Annotated in this window: 17 protein-coding genes; 8 read left to right on the forward strand and 9 right to left on the reverse strand. The window is 56.0% G+C overall.

The window, feature by feature from the left end; genetic code table 11:
* Positions 1-67 precede the first annotated feature (67 nt).
* Positions 68-1,582 (reverse strand): dGTPase, encoded by a 1,515-nt coding sequence (gene dgt, locus AC0Z7K_RS15005; RefSeq protein WP_485615046.1) that lies wholly within the window; start codon positions 1,580-1,582, stop codon positions 68-70.
* Between the two features lie 182 nt (positions 1,583-1,764).
* Between dgt and mtnN the strand changes: the two genes are divergently transcribed.
* From mtnN to AC0Z7K_RS15020, 3 genes are all read left to right on the forward strand, one after another.
* A complete protein-coding gene (mtnN, locus tag AC0Z7K_RS15010; protein ID WP_485615047.1) occupies positions 1,765-2,469 on the forward strand; it encodes a 5'-methylthioadenosine/S-adenosylhomocysteine nucleosidase in 705 nt (234 codons plus the stop codon).
* Positions 2,469-3,281 carry a vitamin B12 ABC transporter substrate-binding protein BtuF gene (gene btuF, locus AC0Z7K_RS15015; protein WP_485615048.1) on the forward strand — a complete coding sequence of 271 codons (813 nt, stop codon included), beginning with the start codon at positions 2,469-2,471 and terminating at the stop codon, positions 3,279-3,281. Before mtnN ends, btuF begins: the two co-directional genes overlap by 1 nt.
* 342 nt (positions 3,282-3,623) lie before the next feature.
* Positions 3,624-3,869, forward strand: a complete 246-nt coding sequence (locus AC0Z7K_RS15020) for a hypothetical protein (protein ID WP_413527883.1) — start codon at positions 3,624-3,626, stop codon at positions 3,867-3,869.
* Positions 3,870-3,979: 110 nt separating this feature from the next.
* On the opposite strand, the gene erpA is transcribed toward AC0Z7K_RS15020, so the two are convergent.
* Together erpA and clcA are read right to left on the reverse strand one after the other, a co-directional pair.
* Positions 3,980-4,324, reverse strand: coding sequence for an iron-sulfur cluster insertion protein ErpA (erpA, locus tag AC0Z7K_RS15025; protein ID WP_056774928.1), 345 nt, complete (start codon positions 4,322-4,324; stop codon positions 3,980-3,982).
* Positions 4,325-4,427: 103 nt separating this feature from the next.
* A complete protein-coding gene (gene clcA, locus AC0Z7K_RS15030; protein WP_485615049.1) occupies positions 4,428-5,891 on the reverse strand; it encodes a H(+)/Cl(-) exchange transporter ClcA in 1,464 nt (487 codons plus the stop codon).
* 186 nt (positions 5,892-6,077) lie between these two features.
* Here clcA and hemL point away from each other — a divergent pair, with 186 nt between their 5' ends.
* Positions 6,078-7,358 carry a glutamate-1-semialdehyde 2,1-aminomutase gene (gene hemL / locus AC0Z7K_RS15035; RefSeq protein ID WP_413527881.1) on the forward strand — a complete coding sequence of 427 codons (1,281 nt, stop codon included), beginning with the start codon at positions 6,078-6,080 and terminating at the stop codon, positions 7,356-7,358.
* Positions 7,359-7,452: 94 nt separating this feature from the next.
* Here the strand turns inward: hemL and fhuB are convergent, their stop codons facing one another.
* The 6 genes from fhuB to hrpB form a co-directional block, all read right to left on the reverse strand.
* A complete protein-coding gene (gene fhuB, locus AC0Z7K_RS15040) occupies positions 7,453-9,441 on the reverse strand; it encodes a Fe(3+)-hydroxamate ABC transporter permease FhuB (RefSeq protein WP_485615050.1) in 1,989 nt (662 codons plus the stop codon).
* A complete protein-coding gene (fhuD, locus tag AC0Z7K_RS15045) occupies positions 9,438-10,340 on the reverse strand; it encodes a Fe(3+)-hydroxamate ABC transporter substrate-binding protein FhuD (protein ID WP_485615051.1) in 903 nt (300 codons plus the stop codon). The genes fhuB and fhuD overlap by 4 nt, the downstream gene beginning before the upstream one ends.
* Position 10,341: 1 nt before the next feature.
* Complete coding sequence (fhuC, locus tag AC0Z7K_RS15050) at positions 10,342-11,154, reverse strand: Fe3+-hydroxamate ABC transporter ATP-binding protein FhuC (protein ID WP_485615052.1); 813 nt, start codon at positions 11,152-11,154, stop codon at positions 10,342-10,344.
* Between the two features lie 94 nt (positions 11,155-11,248).
* Entirely contained in the window at positions 11,249-13,462 is a 2,214-nt protein-coding gene (gene fhuA, locus AC0Z7K_RS15055) for a ferrichrome porin FhuA (RefSeq protein ID WP_485615053.1), read from the reverse strand.
* A 298-nt stretch (positions 13,463-13,760) separates the two neighbouring features.
* Positions 13,761-16,400, reverse strand: coding sequence for a bifunctional glycosyl transferase/transpeptidase (gene mrcB, locus AC0Z7K_RS15060; protein ID WP_485615054.1), 2,640 nt, complete (start codon positions 16,398-16,400; stop codon positions 13,761-13,763).
* A 222-nt stretch (positions 16,401-16,622) separates the two neighbouring features.
* Complete coding sequence (gene hrpB / locus AC0Z7K_RS15065) at positions 16,623-19,067, reverse strand: ATP-dependent helicase HrpB (protein WP_485615082.1); 2,445 nt, start codon at positions 19,065-19,067, stop codon at positions 16,623-16,625.
* Positions 19,068-19,173: 106 nt separating this feature from the next.
* Between hrpB and thpR the strand changes: the two genes are divergently transcribed.
* The 4 genes from thpR (at position 19,174) to gluQRS (ending at position 22,074) form a co-directional block, all read left to right on the forward strand.
* Positions 19,174-19,716, forward strand: a complete 543-nt coding sequence (gene thpR, locus AC0Z7K_RS15070; RefSeq protein WP_413527875.1) for an RNA 2',3'-cyclic phosphodiesterase — start codon at positions 19,174-19,176, stop codon at positions 19,714-19,716.
* Positions 19,717-19,738: 22 nt separating this feature from the next.
* The gene (sfsA, locus tag AC0Z7K_RS15075) at positions 19,739-20,446 is read left to right on the forward strand and encodes a DNA/RNA nuclease SfsA (protein ID WP_485615055.1); all 708 of its coding nucleotides are present in this window, start codon (positions 19,739-19,741) and stop codon (positions 20,444-20,446) included.
* Between the two features lie 242 nt (positions 20,447-20,688).
* The gene (dksA, locus tag AC0Z7K_RS15080; RefSeq protein WP_013576943.1) at positions 20,689-21,144 is read left to right on the forward strand and encodes an RNA polymerase-binding protein DksA; all 456 of its coding nucleotides are present in this window, start codon (positions 20,689-20,691) and stop codon (positions 21,142-21,144) included.
* Between the two features lie 63 nt (positions 21,145-21,207).
* Positions 21,208-22,074 carry a tRNA glutamyl-Q(34) synthetase GluQRS gene (gene gluQRS / locus AC0Z7K_RS15085; RefSeq protein WP_485615056.1) on the forward strand — a complete coding sequence of 289 codons (867 nt, stop codon included), beginning with the start codon at positions 21,208-21,210 and terminating at the stop codon, positions 22,072-22,074.
* The last annotated feature ends 393 nt before the right edge of the window (positions 22,075-22,467 follow it).

A 22,467-nucleotide genomic window follows, 5' to 3' on the forward strand; every position in this document is an offset into this window, starting at 1 on the left:
AAGACGCTTTTTCAGACAGATTCGTAAAGAAAATAAAAGACATCTAAATTTGTCATGAAAACGATAACTATTCAGCCGCCATTAAGCGTCGATATTCATCATAAGCGTATAAATCAGTCATACCGCTGATATAATCTTGCAACATTCTCGCCCGATAATAAAACTCCTGCACCGCAAAAGCTTTCTCAGGTATACCTTCCAGACCCACTACCGCATTGGTGTAGGCTAAACGATGTTTCGCTGAAATCTTATGTAAAAGTCGGGTTTCAATCGGATAGGCACGATGCGTATCTTCCTGATCAAGCTGGGTAAAATCTTTCAAAGACATATCAAGCAGCGGGCTGTAAATATCCAGCAAACCGCTGATCACCCGGTAGCCCTGCAATTCCAGCTCTTCGACTTCGGGATGATTGAATACCTGTTTGAAGGCCACGCGCTTATATATCTCTAACAGACGGTTAGCCTGGCTGTCATCTTCCAGCAAAGCATGATTAAAGGTGCCGTCATAAATCTCCTGCACATTATCAATGAATCTGCACGCTGCGTGCGGTACCAGTTGCTTGACCGTTTGCACCCGTAATTCCATAAAGAAATAATCCACCGGATTGCGGAAGGTTTTGGCTTTATCCATCTTTTCATAGGCGGTACGAACGACTTTATCGAAGAAATCACCTTTTTCGATCTCGCCCCATTCGCGCCAGAGATAGCTGTACAGCTGATCAACGCTGAAAATGCTCTTTTCCACGGCGTCTTCTAAATCGGCGATACAGTAAGAAATGTCGTCCGCCGCTTCCATAATGTAGGTGAGCGGGAAACGGTTGAACTCGCCCAGCCCGAGTTCACTGCGCAAACGCTGAATAAACGGCTCCTCGGCCAGATAAAAACCGGGCTTTTTCATCAGGTAATCATGCGAGGGCAATTTTTCGGTGGAATACGCAGGACGCGTGTATTTCAGAATACAGGCGGTCTGGCTGTAAGTCAGATTGAGTTTAAGCAGCGTATACACCAGACGGATCGCCTGTGCATTGCCTTCAAAATTTGACAGATCATAACGGATTTTACTGCGCAGCTCGTTGAGCGGTTCGGCGCTTTTCTCCAGCCGCAGACAGGCGATGGTACAGACATCCGTCACCTGATATTCCCGCCCACAGCTGGCGGTATCCATACGTTTTCCAAACCAGTTGTTGATCGCCGACTCCCCAAAATGTCCGAAGGGAGGATTGCCGATGTCATGCATCAGGCAGGCCATTTCCACCACGCTTTCAAAGGGATCGGTGACATCGGCCAGGCCGTAGGTATCGAGCTTGCCCTGACGGCGCAGGCGGTGCAGCACCTCTTTGGCGATATGACGCCCTACCTGCTGTACTTCCAGAGAGTGTGTCAGTCGGCTGCGGACGGCGGCGTTTTTTTCCAGCGGGAAAACCTGCGTTTTTTGTTGCAGGCGGCGGATGGCGGCGGAGTTGATGATACGGCCGCGATCGCTTTCAAACTGCCGCACCACATCGTACTCATCACGCGCCTCAATGGGCGAACTGAAAGGACGCTGAAAATTGAATTTCGCTTTAAAATCGATCCCGGACATGAATTCCCACCTTTTCAGCCACTCACACGCCCGGCAGAGGCGAACTCTGCATCCCAAACGCATTATCTCTTACCTTTAGCCATGATAGACTATCGCGCATTGTTTTCGGTATTAATGCCGATATTAAAGCGTCAATTCCGCCTCTGCTGCGGCCAATTTCACCCACATCTGCGAGTATTCATATGAAAGTAGGCATCATCGGCGCTATGGAGCAGGAAGTGACTCTGCTGCGCGACAAGATCATCAACCATCAGACTATTGAACGCGCGGGCTGCGAAATCTACACCGGTCAGCTGCACGGCGTTGACGTGGCGTTGCTGAAATCCGGCATCGGTAAAGTCTCGGCAGCGATGGGCACCACGCTACTGCTGGAACACTGCCAGCCTGACGTGGTGATCAACACCGGTTCGGCGGGCGGTCTGGCGAAAACGCTGAAGGTCGGCGATATCGTGGTGTCTGATGAAGTGCGTTATCACGACGCCGACGTGACCGCGTTCGGTTATGAGCCTGGCCAGATGGCAGGTTGTCCGGCGGCGTTTACCGCTGATCCGATGCTTATCGAACTGGCTGAAACCTGTATCCGTCAGCTGGATCTGAACGCCGTGCGCGGTCTGGTGTGCAGCGGTGACGCCTTCATAAACGGCGCAGCGCCACTGGCACGTATCCGTGCCACTTTCCCGAACGTCGCGGCAGTCGAAATGGAAGCGGCGGCTATCGGCCACGTTTGCCACCTGTTCGAGACGCCGTTTGTCGTTGTACGCGCGATTTCTGACGTGGCCGACGGCGAATCTCACCTGAGCTTCGAAGAGTTCCTGGCTGTCGCAGCACAGCAATCCACCCTGATGGTGGACGCAATGCTCAAAGCACTGGCTGATTCACAAGAGTGATGATGCGCCGGTTCTGTCTCATGCTGAGTTTTCTGTTGCTGCCCATTGCGGCGATGGCGGTACCAGCGCAGAGGGTGATCAGTCTGGCACCCAATCTGACAGAACTGGCGTTTGCCGCCGGGCTGGGCGATAAGCTGGTCGGGGTGAGTGCTTACTCCGATTATCCGCCACAGGCGACTAAGATTGAACAGGTGGCGAACTGGCAGGGGATTAACACCGAACGTATCGTGACGCTGAAACCCGATCTGGTGCTCGCCTGGCGCGGCGGTAATCCGCAGCGTCCGCTCGATCAGCTGACGTCGCTCGGCATCCACGTGGTGTATCTCGATCCGCAAAATGCCGGGCAAATCGCTCAGGCGCTGGATGAACTGGCGCAATACAGCGCGGAACCCGCCACGGCTCAGCGCGCCGCAGCAGATTTCCGCCAGCAATGGCAGGCGCTGAAGCTGAAATATCACCGCGATAATCCGGTTCCCGCTTTTATTCAGTTCGGTACACAGCCGCTGTTTACCGCCTCTTCGGCGACAATGCAAAGTGAAGTGCTGGAACTGTGTGGTGCAAAAAATATTTTCGCTGATACCCGAGTCCCTTGGCCTCAGGTCAGCCGGGAGCAGGTTTTAAGCCGTCATCCGCAGATTATCGTGATTGCAGGCGGAAAATCGCAGAAACAGGTGATTGAGGATTACTGGCGGTCGCTGCTCAATGTGCCGGTAATTACGCTGGAATCTGACTGGTTCAGCCGCGCGGGACCGCGTATTTTACTGGCCGCCCGACAGCTGTGCCCGCAGCTTGCAGGCTTGCCTCAGGGGTGAATACTTACTAACTTTTTTTGTGTGAGCATCCTACAGCACTCTGTGGTATTTTTCTGAATTGCTGCTTTATTAATCAAAATCAATAAATCGACGCTGGCATCTGTTAACATGTCCGGCGTAAAATCCTTCGTATGCTGACCGCCTCCGCTTTATCATTATCTCTTTGTATAACAAACGAAATAATAAAATAACCGGCTTCTGATACGACAAAACTGCGGCTAAAATCCTTAACGGATTAAAGACCGCCAAAATTAGACCGATAACCTTTTTCAGCCACGCTGAATTATTGATCTACAAAACATTGCTCTGTTTACATTGATCGACACCAGCAGGAAAATTGAAATGAAAGCGTTATTACTCAGCGTGTTGCTCGCCCTGAGCCCGCTGGCTGCGGTCGCGGGCATGACCAGCGGCGATATCAACATCAGCCTGACTATCTTACCGACCTGTCAGGTGAACGCCGCACACACCGGCACCTCCGTGACCTGCGCCAGCCGCACGATGAGCCCGCCGCACATCAGCGAAACCCTGCTCACCGCCGTCCCCGGCATCAGCGTCGGTTCAAAGCTGGTCACCGTTGAATGGTGATCTTCTGGTAAGTACTTACTTACCGGAGCGCCCTTCCCGCTCGGAAAAACCCATTAAAAAAGCCCGTCTGCAGCAGCAAACGGGCTTTTTATTTTGTGCGTTCAAAACAATCAAATGCTAAACGATGATCCGCAACCACAGGTTGTTTTCGCGTTCGGATTCGTCACGATAAAACGTGAACCTTCCAGACCTTCGGTATAATCCACCGAGCCGCCGACCAGATATTGCAGGCTCATCGGATCAACCACCAGCGCTACACCGGCTTTCTCGATGGTCATGTCGCCGTCATTGATTTTATCATCGAAGGTAAAACCGTACTGGAACCCACTGCAACCGCCGCCGGTGATATAAACACGCAGTTTCAGGTTCGGATTTTCTTCATCAGAAATAAGGTTCTGCACCTTACGCGCCGCGGCCTCAGTAAACTGTAACGGCAACGCGGTTGTTTCATTCATTAACGATTCACTCATAATTTCTCACTCCCAATCCGCATCTGTTCAGGCCGCCAGATTGACTGTCTGAATAATGAACTCATTATCTTATACCTGAGTTAATGCTTCAAGTATGGGCATTTTTCACGGCGCTGTCCTGCTTATTGGTGCTCTCGGCGGCAGTTTCTGCCTGCGCTTTTTCGGCATTCTCGCGTTCTTGTCTCTGTAACGTGCGGGTCAGGATGGCTGAATACAAGGGCTTACCGCCCAAAAACTGCGCCAGCAGGGTCGCGCCAAGGCAGGTAATGATCATCGGTAAAATCAGCTGATAGTTGTCGGTCATCTCCAGCACCAGCACAATACCGGTGAGCGGCGCACGGACGCTGGCAGCAAACAGCGCGCCCATTCCGGCAATCGCGAAGGTCGCGGGTTCAATACCGTATTGCGGGAACCACGCCAGCGCGGCGGTGCCAAAGGCGGTGCCCAGCAATGTGCCCAGTGCCAACATAGGCGCGAAAATCCCGCCCGGCGCACCGGAGGCAAAACACAGCAACGTGGTGGCGACGCGCACGATAAAGATGAACAGCAACATCAGCAGGCTGTATTTCCCCGCCGCCGCCAGCGGGATCAGTGCAAAACCGCCGCCCGCCGCTTCCGGCTGGATGAGCCCGAGCAGGCCGCAGAATCCCCCCAGCACACCGCCTATAATCAAAATCTTGCGCAGATTACCACCGTGCAGCCGGGCAAACATATCCTGCGTGCGGAAGATCAGCGCATTGAAACTGACGCCGACCACGCCAAACACCATCCCCAACACCAGATACAGCCACAGCGTGTTGAGTGGCGCATTGGCCAGTTTACCGACTTCAATCACCGCCACATCGCCGTTGAAAATACGGAAAACGATGCTCGACATAATCACGCCGATAAACACCGCTTTTATTGAAATCAGGCTGTAGCGAAATTGCAGCCGCATCTCTTCAAGGATAAACAGGATCCCGGCCAGCGGCGCGTTGAAAGCGGCTGAAAGCCCCGCCGCCGCGCCGGTCGCCAGCAGTGAATGTCGCGCCTCGGCGCTGCGCAGCCGGAAGATATCCACCATCATTTTGCCGACGTTGGCGCCCATCTGTACCGTCGGCCCTTCGCGCCCCAGCACCATGCCTGCACCGAGCGTGCCCATGCCACCAAAGAATTTCACCGGGATCACCCGCCACCAGCGCACCGGCCGCAGCTCTTCCAGCGCACCTTCGATTTCAGGAATGCCCGAACCGCCTGCCTCCGGCGCGAAACGCCGGACGAGATAATAGCCGCCCATCGCCAGCACCGCAGAGAACACAAAGGTCAGCGGCCACAGAAAAATCCAGTAATCGTTGAACAGCCCCAGCCCCGAGATCCGCGCCGCCATCACCCAGTTCACCGCTTTCTCAAACGCGATGCCGAGCAAACCAGCGACGATCCCCACTACGGCGGCGACAATCAGAATAGCGACCGGCGTTTTGTCGCGACGCAGGAACATGCGCAGCACTTCACTGCGTTTACGCGGGCCGTGGGCGAGCGCCGCCTCAGGCGTTTGGGTATTTGATTCATTCATCAGCGATGGAAAAATACAGAAAAGGTAATGGAAGATGGATGGATTTAATCACACATAATGGCGTCCCGACAGGACTCAGGACAAAATGCCGCACGGTTTACGATTTGATAACGTCGCTCAGTTCACTAGAATGGGCGCATTATTATCCCTTATGTCTTAAAAGCATCAAAAACCAGGAGCCGAATAATGAGTAAGTCAGAAAGTCTGTTCACGCAGGCGCAAGCGCTAATCCCGGGCGGTGTGAATTCGCCGGTACGTGCCTTCTCCGGCGTCGGCGGCGTCCCGTTATTCATCGAACGTGCTGACGGTGCCTTTTTGTTTGATGCCGATGGCAAAGCTTATATCGACTACGTCGGTTCCTGGGGACCGATGGTGCTCGGCCACAATAATGCGGAAATCCGCAACGCAGTGATCGAAGCGGCGCAGCGCGGTTTAAGCTTTGGCGCGCCGACCGAAATGGAAGTGAAAATGGCCGAACTGGTCACCGGACTGGTGCCAAGCATGGACATGGTGCGCATGGTGAACTCCGGCACCGAAGCGACCATGAGCGCCATACGACTGGCGCGCGGCTTTACCCATCGCGATAAAATCGTCAAATTCGAAGGCTGCTACCACGGCCATGCCGACTGCCTGCTGGTGAAAGCCGGTTCCGGCGCGCTGACCCTCGGCCAGCCAAACTCTCCGGGCGTTCCGGCGGATTTCGCCAAACATACCCTGACCTGCACCTATAACGACCTGGATTCCGTGCGCGCCGCGTTCGAACAATTCCCTGACGATATTGCCTGTATTATCGTTGAGCCAGTGGCGGGCAATATGAACTGCGTGCCGCCGCTGCCGGAATTCCTGCCGGGTCTGCGCGCGATTTGTGACGAGTTTGGCGCGCTGCTGATCATCGACGAAGTGATGACCGGTTTTCGCGTCGCGCTGGGCGGTGCTCAGGAGTATTACGACGTCGTACCGGATCTGACCTGTCTGGGCAAAATCATCGGCGGCGGTATGCCGGTAGGCGCATTCGGTGGTCGTCGTGAAGTGATGGACGCACTGGCACCGACCGGTCCGGTTTATCAGGCGGGCACACTTTCCGGTAACCCGATTGCGATGGCAGCGGGTATCGCCTGCCTGACCCAGGTGGCCCAGCCGGGCGTCCATCAAACCCTGACCGACCGTACCACTCAGCTGGCAGAAGGTTTGCTGCACGCGGCGAAAGCGGAGAACATCCCGTTCGTGGTCAACCACGTCGGCGGCATGTTCGGCCTGTTCTTCACCGATTCAGACACCGTGACCTGCTATCAGGACGTGATGAAGTGCAACGTTGAGCGATTCAAAAAGTTCTTCCACCTGATGCTGGAAGAAGGCGTCTATCTGGCACCTTCAGCGTTCGAAGCCGGATTTATGTCTCTGGCGCACAGCGAAGAAGATATCCAGCGCACCATTGACGCTGCGCGTCGCTGTTTCGCGAAGCTGTAATAACTTTTCGAACTGCTCCTGGCCCTCTCACGAGGGGAAGGAGCCAAAGCAGAAAGGGGCCTTTTGGCCCCTTTCTGTTGCATCAATCCCGGCTTTATTTCGCCTGTTTTCTCAGCAGATAGATAAAGTACGGCGCGCCGATAAAGGTCGCGAGCAGACCGGCGGGGATCTGATTCGGGAACAGGAACATCCGGCCGCACCAGTCGGCAAACACCATCAGCAGGCCACCGAGAATGCTGGCAACCATCCACTGCGGCATCGCGCGGCGAAAGCCCATCATGCGCGCCATGTGCGGCGCCATCAGGCCAATAAAGCTCAGCGGTCCGACCGTCAGCGTCGCGGCGGCGGTCATGATCGCGGCCAGCATCAGAATCGCCATGCGGCTTGGTGTCAGCGCCATACCGACGGATTTTGCGGTCACGCTGCCGAGCGGCAGGATGTTAATCCAGCGGCGCAGGAACGGCACCAGCAGCATCAGGATCGCGGCCATCCCCAGCGTGCGCCATGCGGCATCAGCGGTGACGGAATAGGTCGAACCCGAAATCCAGGTCAGCAGGCCGCCCATGCGCGGATCCCCGCTGGCCAGCAGCAACGTCAGTAAGGTGCTGAACGCGGTACTGAGCGCGATACCGGTCAGCAACATCCGCTCGGCGGAGAAGCTGCGTATTCCCGAGGCCAGCATGATCACCAGCAAGGTGATCGCCGCACCGGCGCTGCCTGCCGGTAGCAGCCAGACAAACGCATCGCCCGGTACGATAAACATCATCAGAACCACGCCAAATGCCGCACCGGAGCTGATGCCCAGCACTTCCGGGCTCGCCATGGCGTTGCCGGTCAGTTTCTGAATCAGCACGCCCGATGACGCCAGCATAATGCCCGCGGCCAGCGCCGCCATCACGCGCGGCATTCGCCACGGCAGCAGCGCCTGCAAATCAGCCCCCGTCGACCAGTTCCAGCCGGTGGCGTTGCGACCGGCCATCAGCGCAACGGCCAGCCCCGCCAGCAGCACCAGTAACGCCAAAGACACCCAGCGCACCAGATGCTGACGCTCATCCGGCACCTTGTCACCCTGATCCATCGGCGGCGGCGTCATACTGTTACGCAGGCGCGGCAGCAGCCACAGCAGCAGCGGCGCACCGACCAGCGCGGTCGCGGCACCGGTGGGGATTTCCATCCAGTATTGGGTCAGGAACTGCATCACCTGATCGGTGAACCACAGCAGCAGTGCGCCGATAAGCGGAGCCATCACCAGCCGCGCAAACAGGCGGCGTGCGCCGAGCATTTTCGCCAGCAACGGGGCGAAAAGACCGATAAAGCCGATCATGCCCACCGCGTTAACCAGCTGTGCACTCATCAGGATTGCCAGCGCCAGCACCGCAAGACGCGCAGCCGATAATCCCAGACCGAGATTTTTCGCCACGCCGTCGTCCAGCCCGAGCAGCGTCATCGGGCGCTGTAACAGAAACGCCAGCAGCCAGACGATAATCACGCGCGGCAGCAGGAACGAGGCAATATTCCAGTCCTGCTGATTCAGCGCCCCGCTGCTCCACATGTATAAACTTTGCAGGCGCTGATAGTTGAACAACCCGAGCAGGCCATTGACCGCGCCGCAGTACAGGCCGAGCACCAGACCGGCGAGGATTAACGTCACCGGCGAAAGTCGTTTCCCCCAAGCGATGCCGAAAACCAGCACGCCGATCACCACCGCGCCAAGCATCGCGGCGAACTGTTGGGTGACCAGTCCGCCCGGCAGCGCCCAAAGCGTGGCGATGGTCAGGCCGAGCTGCGCACCGGCAGAAACGCCGAGCGTCGCCGGCTCCGCCAGCGGATTGCGCAGCACCTGCTGAAACAGTAAGCCCACCAGTCCGAGACCGGCACCGGCCAGCAGCGCCACGGCGATACGCGGCAGCGAGCTGTAGTGAAACAGCATCTGCTGAACATCGTCGATATTGGGCTGCCACAGCGCGCTGCGCCACAGGTCATAAGGCAGCTGCTGATGCAGGTTATAAACGCTGAGCGCACCGGCCGCCAGCGTCATCAGGATCAGTAAAATCAGCGAAACGCTGAGTGCGCGGCGGTTCATACCGGTTTCCCCAGGGTGCTGTTGAGAATGCGGCAGAAATGCATCGCGCTGTAGGTTGCGCCGTAGAACCAGACCGCAGGCACCACGGTGAACTGATTATTGCGAACGAATGGCATCGATTTCCACAACGGCGTCGGTGCCACGGCGTCCATGATGTCGTCGCTGCCGTGATCGAAACACAGCACGCGGGCGTTTTTGATGCCCGCCAGCCGCTCGATCCCGACCGACACGCTGCCCCAAAAACTGCCTTCGCCCTGCCACGCATTGGTCAGCCCGACGTCGCCCATGACTTCCTGAAACAGGCTGCCCTCACCAAACACCAGCACATGGCGGGTGTCGATAAAGGTGATCAACAGAACGGGTTGTTGCGCGACGGGTTTCATCAGCTCGCGGGTTTTCGCCAGTTGCTGGTGATAAAGCTGCAAATGCTGTTCAGCGTTACCCTGTAAACCAAGGTAATCCGCCAGTTTGTGCAGGGATTTGATCGCCAGTTGCAACGGCTTCGCGCTGCCGTCGTTGGCTTTCACGTCGATGACCGGTGCGATCGATTCCAGCTGCGCCGTTTTCGGGCCATAGCCCTGCGTCACCAGCAGCAGAGAAGGTTTCAGCTGCTGGATAAGTTCCATATTCGGTTCGGTTCGCTGACCGACGTCAATCACCGCCGGGCCGAGTTTTGGCTCTTCCACCCAAAGTTGGTAATTGGGAATATCGGCGATCGCCATCGGCATCACGCCCAGCGCAATCAGCAGCTCGGCGGGCAGCCATTCAAGGGCGATAATACGGCTGAGATCCGGTTTCGAGGCGGCAAACGTTGGCATGGAAGCCACAAGCGGGGATAACGCCATCGCCTGTAACAGACGGCGACGCGTGATCCCTGAAAAATGAGGAAAATCAGACATATTAGTATACAAAGCTCACCGGAGCACCGCCCGCCGGATGCGGAAGGATACCCATCGGAATACCATAAATTTGTTCGAGAACGTCGCCGCGCATCATTTCTTCCGATGCGCCCTGAGCGATCATCTCGCCGCCACGCAATGCCATCAGCTGATCGCAATAGCGCGCCGCCATGTTCAGATCATGCAATACAGCGATCACCGTTAAACCTTTCTCGCGGCTCAGGCGCTGGATCAGCGCCAGCACGTCTTTCTGATGCGCGATATCCAGCGCAGAGGTCGGTTCATCAAGCAGCAGGCAGCGGCTGTCCTGCGCCACCATCATCGCCAGCCATGCGCGCTGACGCTCGCCGCCGGAGAGGCTGTCCACCAGACGATGGGCAAAGGGTTTAAGGCCGACCAGCGAAATCGCTTCTTCGACTTTTTCTTTATCCTGATGTTTAAAACGTCCGAGCGCGCCGTGCCACGGATAGCGGCCAATCGCCACCAGCTCCTGCACGGTCATACCTTCTGCGGCGGGCAGTTGCTGGGGCAGATACGCCACCTGACGCGCAAAGGCTTTGCTGTCCCACTGCGAAAGCGGTGTGTCGTTAAGGAAAATCGTGCCGCCCGTGGCGGACTGATGCCGCCCGAGCATTTTTAACAACGTCGACTTACCGGAGCCGTTGTGACCAATCAGGCCACAGACCTTTCCCTGCGGGAACGTCAGCGACAGCGGTGCCAGCAGCGTGCGTCCGGGCACTGAAAAACTGACGTCTTGCAGGCGGAATACACTTTCTGGCAGCGATGTGGACGGGTGTACGTTGTTATCAGCCATAAGATTTTCTTCGATTACATCCGGATTTTGAGATGAGTTGAATAGGAAACGGGCACGACCAGCGTGCCCGGAGTACATCATTAATTACCGACTATCAGAAACGGAAGGTTGCGGTGGCGACCACCTGACGCTCCGCGCCCCAGTAACAGGCGTAATCGCGGTAGCAGCTTGCCACATATTCACGATCCAGCAGGTTATTGACGTTCACGCCCACGGAAGAGCCCGGCAGACCAAAGCGTGCGAGATCGTATTTGATCGTCGCATCAACCAGCGTGTAACCGGCAACATTAAAGGCTTCGTTAGTCTTGTCGCCCGTCGTGTAGAAGCTGGAAGTCGAACCGAAGTAACGCACGCCGGAACCGACGGTCAGGCCGCTCAGTGCGGTTTCGTGGAAGGTGTAATCCGCCCACAGTGTGGCCATATTCGCCGGTACTTCAGCAGGACGTTTGCCTTCATAAGCAAGATCGTGCGTGTACTTCGCATCGGTATAGGTATAAGACGCCGTCATGTTGATGTTGGCGTTGAGTGCGGCTTTCGCTTCCAGTTCCAGACCACGGGAACGAATTTCACCTGACTGAACGCTGAAGGTATTCGTCTGATCGGTAGGATCGTTGGTCAGGTTTTTGGTTTTCGTCAGCTGATACACGGCCGCCGTCAGACTGATCGGACGATCGTTCGGAATGTATTTCACACCCGCTTCGTACTGTTTACCGATTGATGGATCAAACGGCTTTCCATCCTTGTTAGAACCGGCTGTCGGTTCAAAGGATTCGCTGTAGCTGAAGTACGGGGAGATGCCGTTATCAAACAGGTAGTTCAGACCGCCGCGCCAGGTGAACTGTTGGTCATTAATTTGTGTAGCGCTGTTGCCTGAGCGTGTATACGTCGAGCTTTTCGCGAAATCATAACGACCGCCCACGGTCAGGATCCATTTGTTCCATTCCGCCTGATCCTGCGCGTACAGACCGGTTTGTTCCTGACGGTTGAGAACTTCATACGGGAAGTACAGGGACACATTGCTGTTGCCGTACTGCGGGTTGCTCATGTTCAGATTACTGGCGCTGCCGTAATCGGCATCAATGTCGTTACGCATACGCATGTAATCCACGCCCATCAGCAGGGTGTGATCGACATCAGCGGTAGCAAATTTAGCCTGCGCCTGGGTATCCACATCGAAGTTTGCCAGTTTTTCTTTTGACTGCACGTACGCGCGGCTCATCACGCCATTGCCCACATACCCGGTGCCGTAAACGCCTTTGTACTGGGTATCGAGTTTGGTGTAACGCAGGTTCTGACGCACGGTCCAGGTGTCATTAAAGCCGTGTTCGAAGCTGTAACCGACCATTTTCTGGTTGCGGGACATCTTGTTGCTTTCTTCGCCTTCGTTGAAGTCGGTCGGCAACTTATGCGCTTTTCCGTTGGCGTCGTAATACGGCACCACGGTGCCCTGACGCGGTAACCAGCCGTAGAAACCAGCATCCGGGTCGTTCTGGAAGTTGCTCAGGAAAGTGAAGTTGGTTTTGTCATCAGGACGCCAGGTGAAAGACGGCGCGATGCCGTAGCGTTTCTCTTTCGCCATCTCCTGCTGAGTATCCTGGCTGCGCGCCACGCCGGTCAGACGGTAGGAATACACACCCGCGTCGTCGATGGCATCGCTGAAATCAAAACCGGTCTGGAACAGGTTGTCTGTCCCCATTTTGAACTGCACTTCTTTCAGCGGTTCGGTGGTCGGACGCTTGCTGACCATGCTGACTACGCCGCCCGGGTTGCTCTTGCCGTATAAGACAGAAGACGGCCCGCGCAGCACTTCAACGCGCTCAAGGAAATAGGGATCCATCGAGACTTCTGAGTAGTTATCGCCCTGAAGTTTGATGCCATCGAGATACTGGTTGGTATTTACGGAGGTGAAACCGCGGATAGCGATCGCATCATAGGTAGAGGAGCTGCCACGGCTGGCGAAAACGCCCGGCGTGTATCCTAACGCTTCTTTTACTGAAGCAGGCTGTTTCATGTCCATTTCTTCACGGGTCACGACGGAAATTGACTGCGGGGTTTTCACCAGTGGCGTATCGGTTTTCGTCCCGGTCGCGCTGTGTTTCGCGGCGATAGTCGCCGCAGGGCCCCACGCAGATTCCGGTGCTGCTTCGGCAGCGGCTGAACTGGTGACATTAATAGTGTCTTCTTTTGCCGGAGCGGTTGCCGCGCCTGCATGAAGAGACGTTGAGCTCAATGCCGCCGTAATCGTTAAAGCCAGTGTGCGACGCGTAAAGACGTCTTTGGGTGAAGAAAGGGAGCGCTGGAAAGCCATTGCGTTATCTCTGGAGTGTTTATTAATGGGAATGTAAACGATAATTATTATTATGAACATCGCATAATATGCGCAATGCTTGCGCATCTGCAAGCGTATTTAACTCATAGATTGGCTGAATGAATAAAAAGTATCCCCATGTTAAATATGGGTAAAAGTGCTTATAAATTAAACGAGAATGGATGTAGCAAGTCTGAAGAGAATGTAAAACAGTATGGGTAAATTTAGGTTAAGGATAACAAAAGAAAAGGGCACGATTTTCATCGCGCCCTTTTTAGCTTATTGAATCAGACGGTTGTTAATTCGAACCGAACATGTCCTTGATCCAGCCAGCCACACCGTTGCTGTCTTTTTTCTCATCCTGAGACTGCGGTTGTTGCTGCTGTCCCTGAGATTGCTGCTGTTGTTGCTGTTGCTGCTGCTGCATCTGTTGTTGCTGCTGCTGAACCGCGCTGGCGGAAGCCTGACACATCGCTTCCGGTGAATCGGTCCAGACCGGAATCGAACGCGTTGCGCCGCCCCCGCTCAGCATCCCTGAACCGCCGCCGCCGCAGACAAAGTTGCCGCTGCCGTCGATATTCATGGTGCTGATGCCTTCCGGCATTTGCAGATTCAGCGGCTGTGGGGTGCCGTTTTCCAGATAGCGTCCATACAGCACCAGCGCACCGGTCGAGCCCCAGAGTTTAGACGGGCCATTGTTATCGCGGCCAACCCAGGTGATCGCCACCTGATTGCCGTCGATACCGGCGAACCAGCTGTCACGCAGTTCGTTCGAGGTCCCGGTTTTCGCCGCCAGATGCAGTTTCGGGAACTTGTTCGCCAGCGCGCGCGAGGTCCCTTCCTGCACAACCTGTTGCATCGCATACAGCGTCAGATAGGCCGCCTGCGCCGGGATCACGCGGATCGCCTGCGGGAAGCTCTGATACAGCACGGTTCCGTCTTCAGCAATCACCGAACGCACCGCCGACAGTGGCGCTTTGTTACCGCCGCTGGCAATGGTTTGGTATTCCTGCGCCACTTCCATCGGCGTCAGCGCAATCGCACCGAGCAGCATCGACGGCGTCTGGTTGAGAGATTCTTTCGGGATCCCCAAATTAATCAGCGTTTTAGTGATGTTATCAAGGCCTACCGCCATCCCGAGGTTTACCGTCGGTACGTTCATGGAACGCGCCAGCGCATCCACCAGCAGAACCTGACCACGGAACTGATGATCATCGTTTTTCGGTGACCAGATCTGGCCATTCGCCAGCTTCAGGTTCAGCGGCTGATCGGCAAGGATCGTATTCAGGCGGTATTTGTCTGGCTGAGACAGCGCGGTCAGATAGGTTGCCGGTTTAGCCAGAGAACCGACCTGACGACGTGCCTGCATCGCACGGTTGAAACCGGCAAACTGCGTTTCCGCCCCGCCGACCATGCCGCGCACTTCGCCGGTATAACGGTCAACGATCACCATCGCAGTTTCGATGTCATTCAGGCCGCTTTTCTTACGCAGTAACGGAATGCCCTCTTCGACCGCTTTTTCCGCCGCATCCTGTGAAATCGGATCCAGCGTGGTGAAGATTTTCACCCCGGACATGTCCTGCACTTTGTCGCCGAGCTTGGCCTGCAGCTCCTGACGCACCATCTGCATAAACGCTGGCTGAGGTGAAATCACGCCGCCTTTCGGCTGGACGCCGAGCGGACGCGCGCTGAGCATGTCATACAGTTCCTGATCGATAACTTTCTGATCGACCAGTAAACGCAGCACCAGATTACGGCGCTGCAATGCCATGTTCGGGTTGCGCCACGGGTTATACAGCGACGCGCCTTTCACCATGCCGACCAGCAATGCCTGCTGATCCAGACTCAGTTCGTTTACCGGACGGCCAAAGTAGTACAGGCTCGCCAGCGGGAAACCACGGATCTGATCGGAGCCACTCTGCCCGAGATACACTTCGTTCAGATACAGCTCGAGAATGCGATCCTTGCTGTAATCGGCATCCAGCAGCACGGCCATCACGGCTTCGCGCGCTTTACGGCTCAGTGAACGTTCATTGGTCAGGAACAGGTTTTTGACCAGCTGCTGCGTGAGCGTCGAACCGCCCTGCACCGCATGACCGGCAGTCAGGTTCGCCAGTACCGCACGGCCAATCGAGTAGAAGTTGATCCCATCGTGTTCATAGAAATGACGGTCTTCGGTCGCCAGCAGCGTATCAACCAGCAAGTCAGGGAATCCGGCGCGCGGCACGAACAGACGTTGTTCGCCGTTGGCGTTGGATGCCTGCAACATGGTGATCAGACGCGGATCGAGGCGGAACAGCCCGAAATCATGCTGATTATCCAGATTTTTGATTTCTGACAGGCTGTTCCCGTCAAATGTCAGACGGGCGTTCACCTGCCCTTCTTTGCCTTCCGGGAAATCAAACGGACGGCGCAGCATATCGATGTAATTAGCATGAACCGTAAATTCGCCCGGACGGGTGATGCGCGTTACTTCGCGATACTGTGTACCTTCCAGCAGGCCGACCATTTCGGCTTTGCTGATCGCCATATCCGGCTCGAGGTTCACCTGACGGCCATACACCGCTGCCGGCAGTTGCCAGACTTTCCCACCGTCAATGCGGCTGTGAATTTCACGGTTGAGATAGACCGCGTAAATCCCCAGCAGGATCAGGAAGACGACAAACAGTTTGACCAGTAGCCAGAACAGACGACGCTTGAAGCTTTTCTTACCGCCCTTACCGCCTTTTTTCGCCTTGCGCGGCGCGGCTTTGCGGCTCATGCGCGACTCCCGCTCTTCTTCGTAATCATCGTCATCCTCAACGTCATCATCCATTTCTTCTTCATAATCATCGTAATCGTCATCCCGACGGTTACGGCGGACAGGGCGCCCCGGAGAAGGCTTGCGCCCGGCAGGTTTACCTTTACGGCCAATCGGCTCGCGATCATCGCCAGACATCAGTGAATCTCCCAACTTGCTGCTGTGTTCGTCATAATGATTCTGCTTTGCTGAGTCATTTTCATATTTGTATAACTATTTTTTGTATAACAATTTAAAAGGATTTCAAACAGATACGGAAAGTGGCCTGAAATCGTGGCCGCAAGGCGCTTACAATGTGCCCCGCCCTGAGTTTCGCCCAGAAGAAATGTCTGAAAAATTGTTTTTTTTCTACACATTTCATCAGGGTGCTGAATACTTTTTGGTGCGTCGCGTGGGCAACGCCTCTGCCGGATTGTCCGGCCACGGATGTTTCGGATAGCGGCCTTTCATCTCTTTCTGCACTTCGCGGTACGACCCCTGCCAGAACGCCGCCAGATCGGCGGTGATCTGCAACGGGCGCTGCGCCGGTGACAGAAGTTCCAGCACTACATTCACCCGTCCTTCAGCAATCGTCGGGCTGCGCTGTTCGCCGAACATCTCCTGCATACGCACCGAAAGCGCAGGTGGCTGGTCAGCATGATAGCGGATCGGCAGACGACTGCCAGTCGGGACGGTGTAATGAGTCGGTAATGCGCTGTCCAGACGCTGCCGCTGCTGCCAGTCTGGCAGGCGTAACAAGGCTTCGTGCAGATCGACCTGTTGCAGAGATTTTAACGAGCGCACGCCTTTCAGCGAAGGCAGCAACCAGTTTTCCAGCCCGTCGAGCAGGGACTGATCGTCCATTGCAGGCCACCGGACTTCCGGCATCCATTTCGCGGCGCAGATCAGCCGCAATCGCAGCTGCTCCGCCGCCACCGACCAGTTAAGCGCCGATAATCCCTGGGTGCGGATCCAGTCGATCAGCGCCTGTTGCAGCTCTTCGTCATCGGGCTTCACCAGCGGATTGGCCTTCAGCACCAGCCGTCCGATCTGCCAGCGCCGCCATGCGCGCAGTGTGCCTTTTTCTTCGTCCCACTCGACGGCAGTCTGTTCTTTGACCACGTCAGGCAGGCGTGCGGGCAGTTGGGTGATATCCAGCGAGATCGCCAGCAGAATGCGGGCATCAGGGCTGTTGTTGCCCTGTAATAATTGCGGCGCGACCAGCCACAGAGCGCGGGTCAGCCCGTCGTCCTGCGGCAAAGACGCACCCAGACCGTTCGCCAGCAGATAACGTCCATCTTCACCGCGCCGCTGGGCGATGCGGTCGCTGAACGCCCGCGCCAGCAGCCAGGGTGCCAGCGAGGCGTCCGCATTGCCGGTTTTTCCGCCGGTTCGCTGCGCCAGCTGTTTTGCCCGCCGCAGCCAGTTGCCCTGCGGGCGGCTGAACCAGTAATCAATATCTGGCAGTCCGCCGCGCGGCGGCTCTTCGAGCATCGCGGCCAGCAAAGCGGCAGTGGCGAGTGCGTCCGGGCTTTGCGCTGCGGCAGAAATCAGCATGGCCGCCAGACGCGGATCGCACCCGAGCTGCGCCATGCGCTGGCCTGCGGACGTCAGCCTGCCCTGTGCATCCGTTGCGCCAAGCTGATGTAACAGATGTCTGGCGGCGGACAGCGCGGCCACGGGCGGCGTGTCCAGCCACTGGAGCTGTGTGACGTCCTGACATCCCCACTGCAAAAGCTCCAGCCAGAAGCCGCTGAGATCGCTTTGCAGAATTTCGGCTTCGGCCTGTGCGCTGGCGCGCTCCGCCTGCTCTTTGCTGAACAGATGCCAGCACAACCCCGGCTCGAGACGCCCTGCGCGTCCGGCACGCTGGGTCATCGACGCCTGACTGATGCGCTGCGTCACCAGCCGCGTCAGGCCGCTACGCGGATCAAACTGCGCGCTGCGTTCCAGTCCGCTGTCCACCACCAGCCGGATGCCTTCGATGGTCAGACTGGTTTCGGCGATGTTGGTGGCCAGCACGATTTTACGGCGTCCGGCTGGTGATGGCTGAATGGCTTTCTGCTGCTGATCGAGCGACAGTGCGCCGTACAGCGGGCAGAGATCGACGTCATCCGCCAGCCTGCCGGTCAGTAAATTTTGTACGCGGGTAATTTCGGCCACGCCCGGCAAAAACAGCAGCATCGAGCCGTGATGTTCACTCATCAGGCGGCTGACCGCACGCGCCACGCCGTCGTCGAGACGTTCATGCGTGGCGAGGGAAAGATACTGGCGATCTACCGGAAAACTGCGACCTTCTGAGGTGATCACCGGCGCATCCGGCAGCAACGGCGAGAGCCGCAAATTATCGAGCGTCGCGGACATGATCAGTAGTTTTAAATCATCACGCAGCGCGTTCTGCACATCGAGCAGCAATGCCAGCGCCAGATCGGCCTGTAAACTACGCTCATGAAATTCATCAAGGATCACCAGCGACACGCCGGTCAGTTCAGGGTCAGCCTGCACCATGCGGGTGAGAATGCCTTCGGTCACGACCTCAAGACGCGTCGCCGCGCTGGTTTTGCTTTCGGCGCGCATACGATAGCCGACGGTTTGCCCCGGCACTTCGCCCAATTGCTGCGCCAGGCGGTAAGCGACGTTTTTCGCCGCCAGACGACGCGGTTCCAGCAAAAGAATCTTGCCCGGCAAATTCGCCTGTTTCAGTAACTGCAACGGCAACCAGGTGGATTTCCCAGCACCGGTGGGCGCAAGTAAAAGCACCTGCGGGGCCTGTTGCAGAGCGGCTAAAAGCGGTTCGAGTACGGCGCTGACCGGCAAAGAAGACAATGAATTCTCCATGAGAGTTAACTTTAAACGGCGGGCATTGTAGCATTTAGCCCCACATCCGGCATGCTGCCAGGGATGATCAGGAATGAACGCCACAGGAATGCCTATGTCTGCCGAACGCCGCTTATTTTTCGCTTTATCACTGCCCGCAACGCTGCAAAAGCAGGTAATAAAGTGGCGTGCAGAGTGTTTTCCGGAGGATACCGGCCGCCCTGTAGCGGCGGCAAATCTGCATATCACACTGGCATTTTTAGGCGAAATCAGCGAGCTGAAGGCCGACGCGCTGATTCGCGTCGCCGGGCGTATTCAGGCGCAAAAATTCAGCCTGCACCTCGATGATATCGGCCACTGGCCGGGTTCCGGCGTGGTGTGGCTCGGCACAAAACGTGCGCCCAATGCGCTGTTACAGCTGGCGTCGGTGCTGCGCTCCCACGCGGCGCGCAACGGTTGCTATCAAAGCGCATTACCGTTTCATCCGCACGTCTCGCTGTACCGTAACGCTACTCGCCCGGTCGCTATTCCGCCTGCCACGCCGGACTGGCTGTTGGAGGCCGATGAATTTAGCCTGTATGAATCCACCTATGAACGAGGGCATACGCGCTATCGCTGCCTGCGCACCTGGCCATTGGTTGATGCCTCTGCCCTTTAATTCACTTTCACCGGAAACTGTCATGCACTTCGAGCCTGCGCTTCAACCTGCCACGCTGATAAAACGTTACAAACGATTTCTCGCTGACGTCATCACGCCCGATGGCCGCGAACTCACACTGCACTGCGCTAATACCGGTGCGATGACCGGCTGCGCCACGCCGGGGGATACCGTCTGGTATTCCACCTCCGATAACCTGAAACGCAAATACGCTCACAGCTGGGAACTGACCGAAACACAGCAGCATCATTGGATCTGCGTCAACACGCTGCGCGCCAACCAGCTGGTGCGCGAAGCCATCACGCAGGGGCGGATCCAAGAATTATCCGGTTACAGTAAACTGACTTCAGAAGTAAAATACGGCGCGGAAAATAGCCGTATAGACTTGATGTTACAGGCAGAAAACCAACCTGACTGCTATATTGAAGTGAAATCTGTCACGTTGCTGCACGAGGGTCAGGGATTTTTTCCGGATGCAGTCACACTGCGCGGTCAGAAGCATCTGCGCGAGTTACAGTCGATGGCAGAACAGGGGCAGCGAGCGGTACTTTTCTTCGCTGTTTTACATTCAGGCATTGAAAGCGTGTCCGCTGCACACCATATTGATCCGCGTTACTCAGAATTACTGAAACACGTTGAGAGTAATGGTGTAGAAGTGATGTGCTACGGTGCTGCACTTTCTGCTGAGGGTATCCGCCTCGCAGAACGATTACCGCTGGTCACGAAATAACAAACGGATAAACCCTGTTATCAGCCGTCGGCAGCATAAAAAACAGGTCGCGAATACGCTTTTCCTCACAGCCTTGTCAAGCACCTGTCAGGAATAATTGCTAACCTCGTTGCCTTCTGTTATTTATAGCGGCCTGATTTTTTCCCCCTTTGGGGATCGAAATGTTCGAAGCCCTTTGTTTGCAGCAAATCTGCAATCTGACAGGTGGATGAACATAGTGCGTGTTATGTAGGAGAAGCATCATGCAAGAAGGCCAAACCCGTAAGACGTCGTCCTTGAGCATTCTCGCTATCGCTGGGGTGCAGCCGTATCAAGAGAAGCCGGGCGAAGAGTACATGAACGACGCTCAGCTGGCTCACTTCAAAAAGATACTTGAAGCATGGCGCAATCAGCTCAGGGATGAAGTAGACCGTACCGTATCGCACATGCAGGATGAAGCTGCGAACTTCCCTGATCCGGTTGACCGTGCCGCTCAGGAAGAAGAGTTCAGCCTTGAACTGCGCAACCGCGATCGCGAACGTAAGCTCATCAAAAAGATTGAAAAAACACTGAAAAAAGTGGAAGACGAGGATTTCGGTTACTGCGATTCCTGTGGCGTTGAGATCGGCATCCGCCGTCTTGAAGCACGTCCGACCGCTGATTTGTGTATTGACTGTAAAACCCTGGCAGAAATCCGCGAAAAGCAGATGGCTGGCTAAGTCCCGGGTTCCACGCGGTGCGTCATGCACCGCGTTCCCTTTATAAAGCTGTTCCCCATTCTTATGTCCCAGATACCCTACATTGGCCGCTTCGCCCCATCACCTTCCGGTGACCTCCATTTTGGTTCGCTGATTGCCGCACTCGGCAGTTATCTGCATGCCCGCGCGCAAAACGGTCAATGGCTGGTGCGTATCGACGATATCGATCCGCCGCGCGAAATCCCCGGCTCTGCTAACCGGATACTGGCGACGCTGGAACGCTACGGGCTGGAGTGGGACGGCGACGTACTCTGGCAATCTCAGCGCCACGACGCGCATCGTGCCGCGCTGGACGATTTGTATCAGCAGCATAAAAGTTATTACTGCACCTGCACCCGTCAGCGTATCGCCCAAACCGGCGGCGTCTATGACGGCCATTGCCGCACGCTCGGTCTTGGCGCTGAAAATGCCGCCATTCGTCTGCACCAGACTTTACCGCTGTACAGTTTTGACGATGATTTTCAGGGGCATTTGCAGGCTAATCCCGCACTCGCCGAAGAAGATTTTATTATCCGCCGCCGCGACGGGCTGTTTGCCTACAATCTGGCGGTAGTGGTCGATGACCATTTTCAGGGCGTAAATCACATCGTTCGCGGTGCGGATTTGATCGCGCCGACGGTGCGGCAGATTTCGTTATATCAGCATCTGAACTATCCGCAGCCCGGTTATCTGCATTTGCCGCTGGCGGTAAATGAAAACGGCGATAAGCTTTCTAAGCAGAATCACGCGCCCGCGCTGCCGGAAGGCGATCCCCGTCCGGTAATCATTAACGCACTGAATTTTTTAGGGCAAACGCTGCCGGAAAACTGGCAGGATTACACTTTGCCTTTATTATTACGCTGGGCAGTAACGCATTGGACGCCAGCAGATATCCCGCGTGAGAACGCTTAAAAGCACATCGGCATTCTCAAAGAGCTTGTCGTGAGCTATGATTAGCCGCTGTTTTTGCGTCACGCCATTTTTCAGTCACTATCGAGGTGTACCATTTTTACCCGAGTAGCCAATTTTTGCCGTAAGGTGCTAGTTCGTGAAGATAAAGTCATTCGTGAAGAAAAGGCTGTTCATGACGACGCCGCCCTTCATGGAGAAGTGAATCGCGAAGAGACTCCACGTCGTGATCCTTCACCCGTGGCTGAAGGCAATGTGAAGGCAAAAAATCCTGAACGTCGTGACAACGAGCAACGCCGTGAAAACCGCGGCCGTCGGGAAGACAACGCGAACCGGGGCGAGCGCCGTAACAATAACAATCGCCGCTCCACGCCTTATCAGCCTCGCGGCGAACGC

It is taken from the genome of Rahnella sp. 1L-D-7-B-C2 (assembly GCF_057290995.1).

Coding starts and splice junctions, on each gene's coding strand:
- sfsA (WP_485615055.1), top strand. CDS start 19,739: ATGCACTTCGAGCCTGCGCTTCAACCTGCCACGCTGATAAAACGTTAC.
- dksA (WP_013576943.1), top strand. CDS start 20,689: ATGCAAGAAGGCCAAACCCGTAAGACGTCGTCCTTGAGCATTCTCGCT.
- hemL (WP_413527881.1), top strand. CDS start 6,078: ATGAGTAAGTCAGAAAGTCTGTTCACGCAGGCGCAAGCGCTAATCCCG.
- AC0Z7K_RS15020 (WP_413527883.1), top strand. CDS start 3,624: ATGAAAGCGTTATTACTCAGCGTGTTGCTCGCCCTGAGCCCGCTGGCT.
- fhuB (WP_485615050.1), bottom strand. CDS start 9,441: ATGAACCGCCGCGCACTCAGCGTTTCGCTGATTTTACTGATCCTGATG.
- clcA (WP_485615049.1), bottom strand. CDS start 5,891: ATGAATGAATCAAATACCCAAACGCCTGAGGCGGCGCTCGCCCACGGC.
- mtnN (WP_485615047.1), top strand. CDS start 1,765: ATGAAAGTAGGCATCATCGGCGCTATGGAGCAGGAAGTGACTCTGCTG.
- gluQRS (WP_485615056.1), top strand. CDS start 21,208: ATGTCCCAGATACCCTACATTGGCCGCTTCGCCCCATCACCTTCCGGT.
- fhuD (WP_485615051.1), bottom strand. CDS start 10,340: ATGTCTGATTTTCCTCATTTTTCAGGGATCACGCGTCGCCGTCTGTTA.
- erpA (WP_056774928.1), bottom strand. CDS start 4,324: ATGAATGAAACAACCGCGTTGCCGTTACAGTTTACTGAGGCCGCGGCG.
- dgt (WP_485615046.1), bottom strand. CDS start 1,582: ATGTCCGGGATCGATTTTAAAGCGAAATTCAATTTTCAGCGTCCTTTC.
- thpR (WP_413527875.1), top strand. CDS start 19,174: ATGTCTGCCGAACGCCGCTTATTTTTCGCTTTATCACTGCCCGCAACG.
- mrcB (WP_485615054.1), bottom strand. CDS start 16,400: ATGTCTGGCGATGATCGCGAGCCGATTGGCCGTAAAGGTAAACCTGCC.
- btuF (WP_485615048.1), top strand. CDS start 2,469: ATGATGCGCCGGTTCTGTCTCATGCTGAGTTTTCTGTTGCTGCCCATT.
- fhuC (WP_485615052.1), bottom strand. CDS start 11,154: ATGGCTGATAACAACGTACACCCGTCCACATCGCTGCCAGAAAGTGTA.
- fhuA (WP_485615053.1), bottom strand. CDS start 13,462: ATGGCTTTCCAGCGCTCCCTTTCTTCACCCAAAGACGTCTTTACGCGT.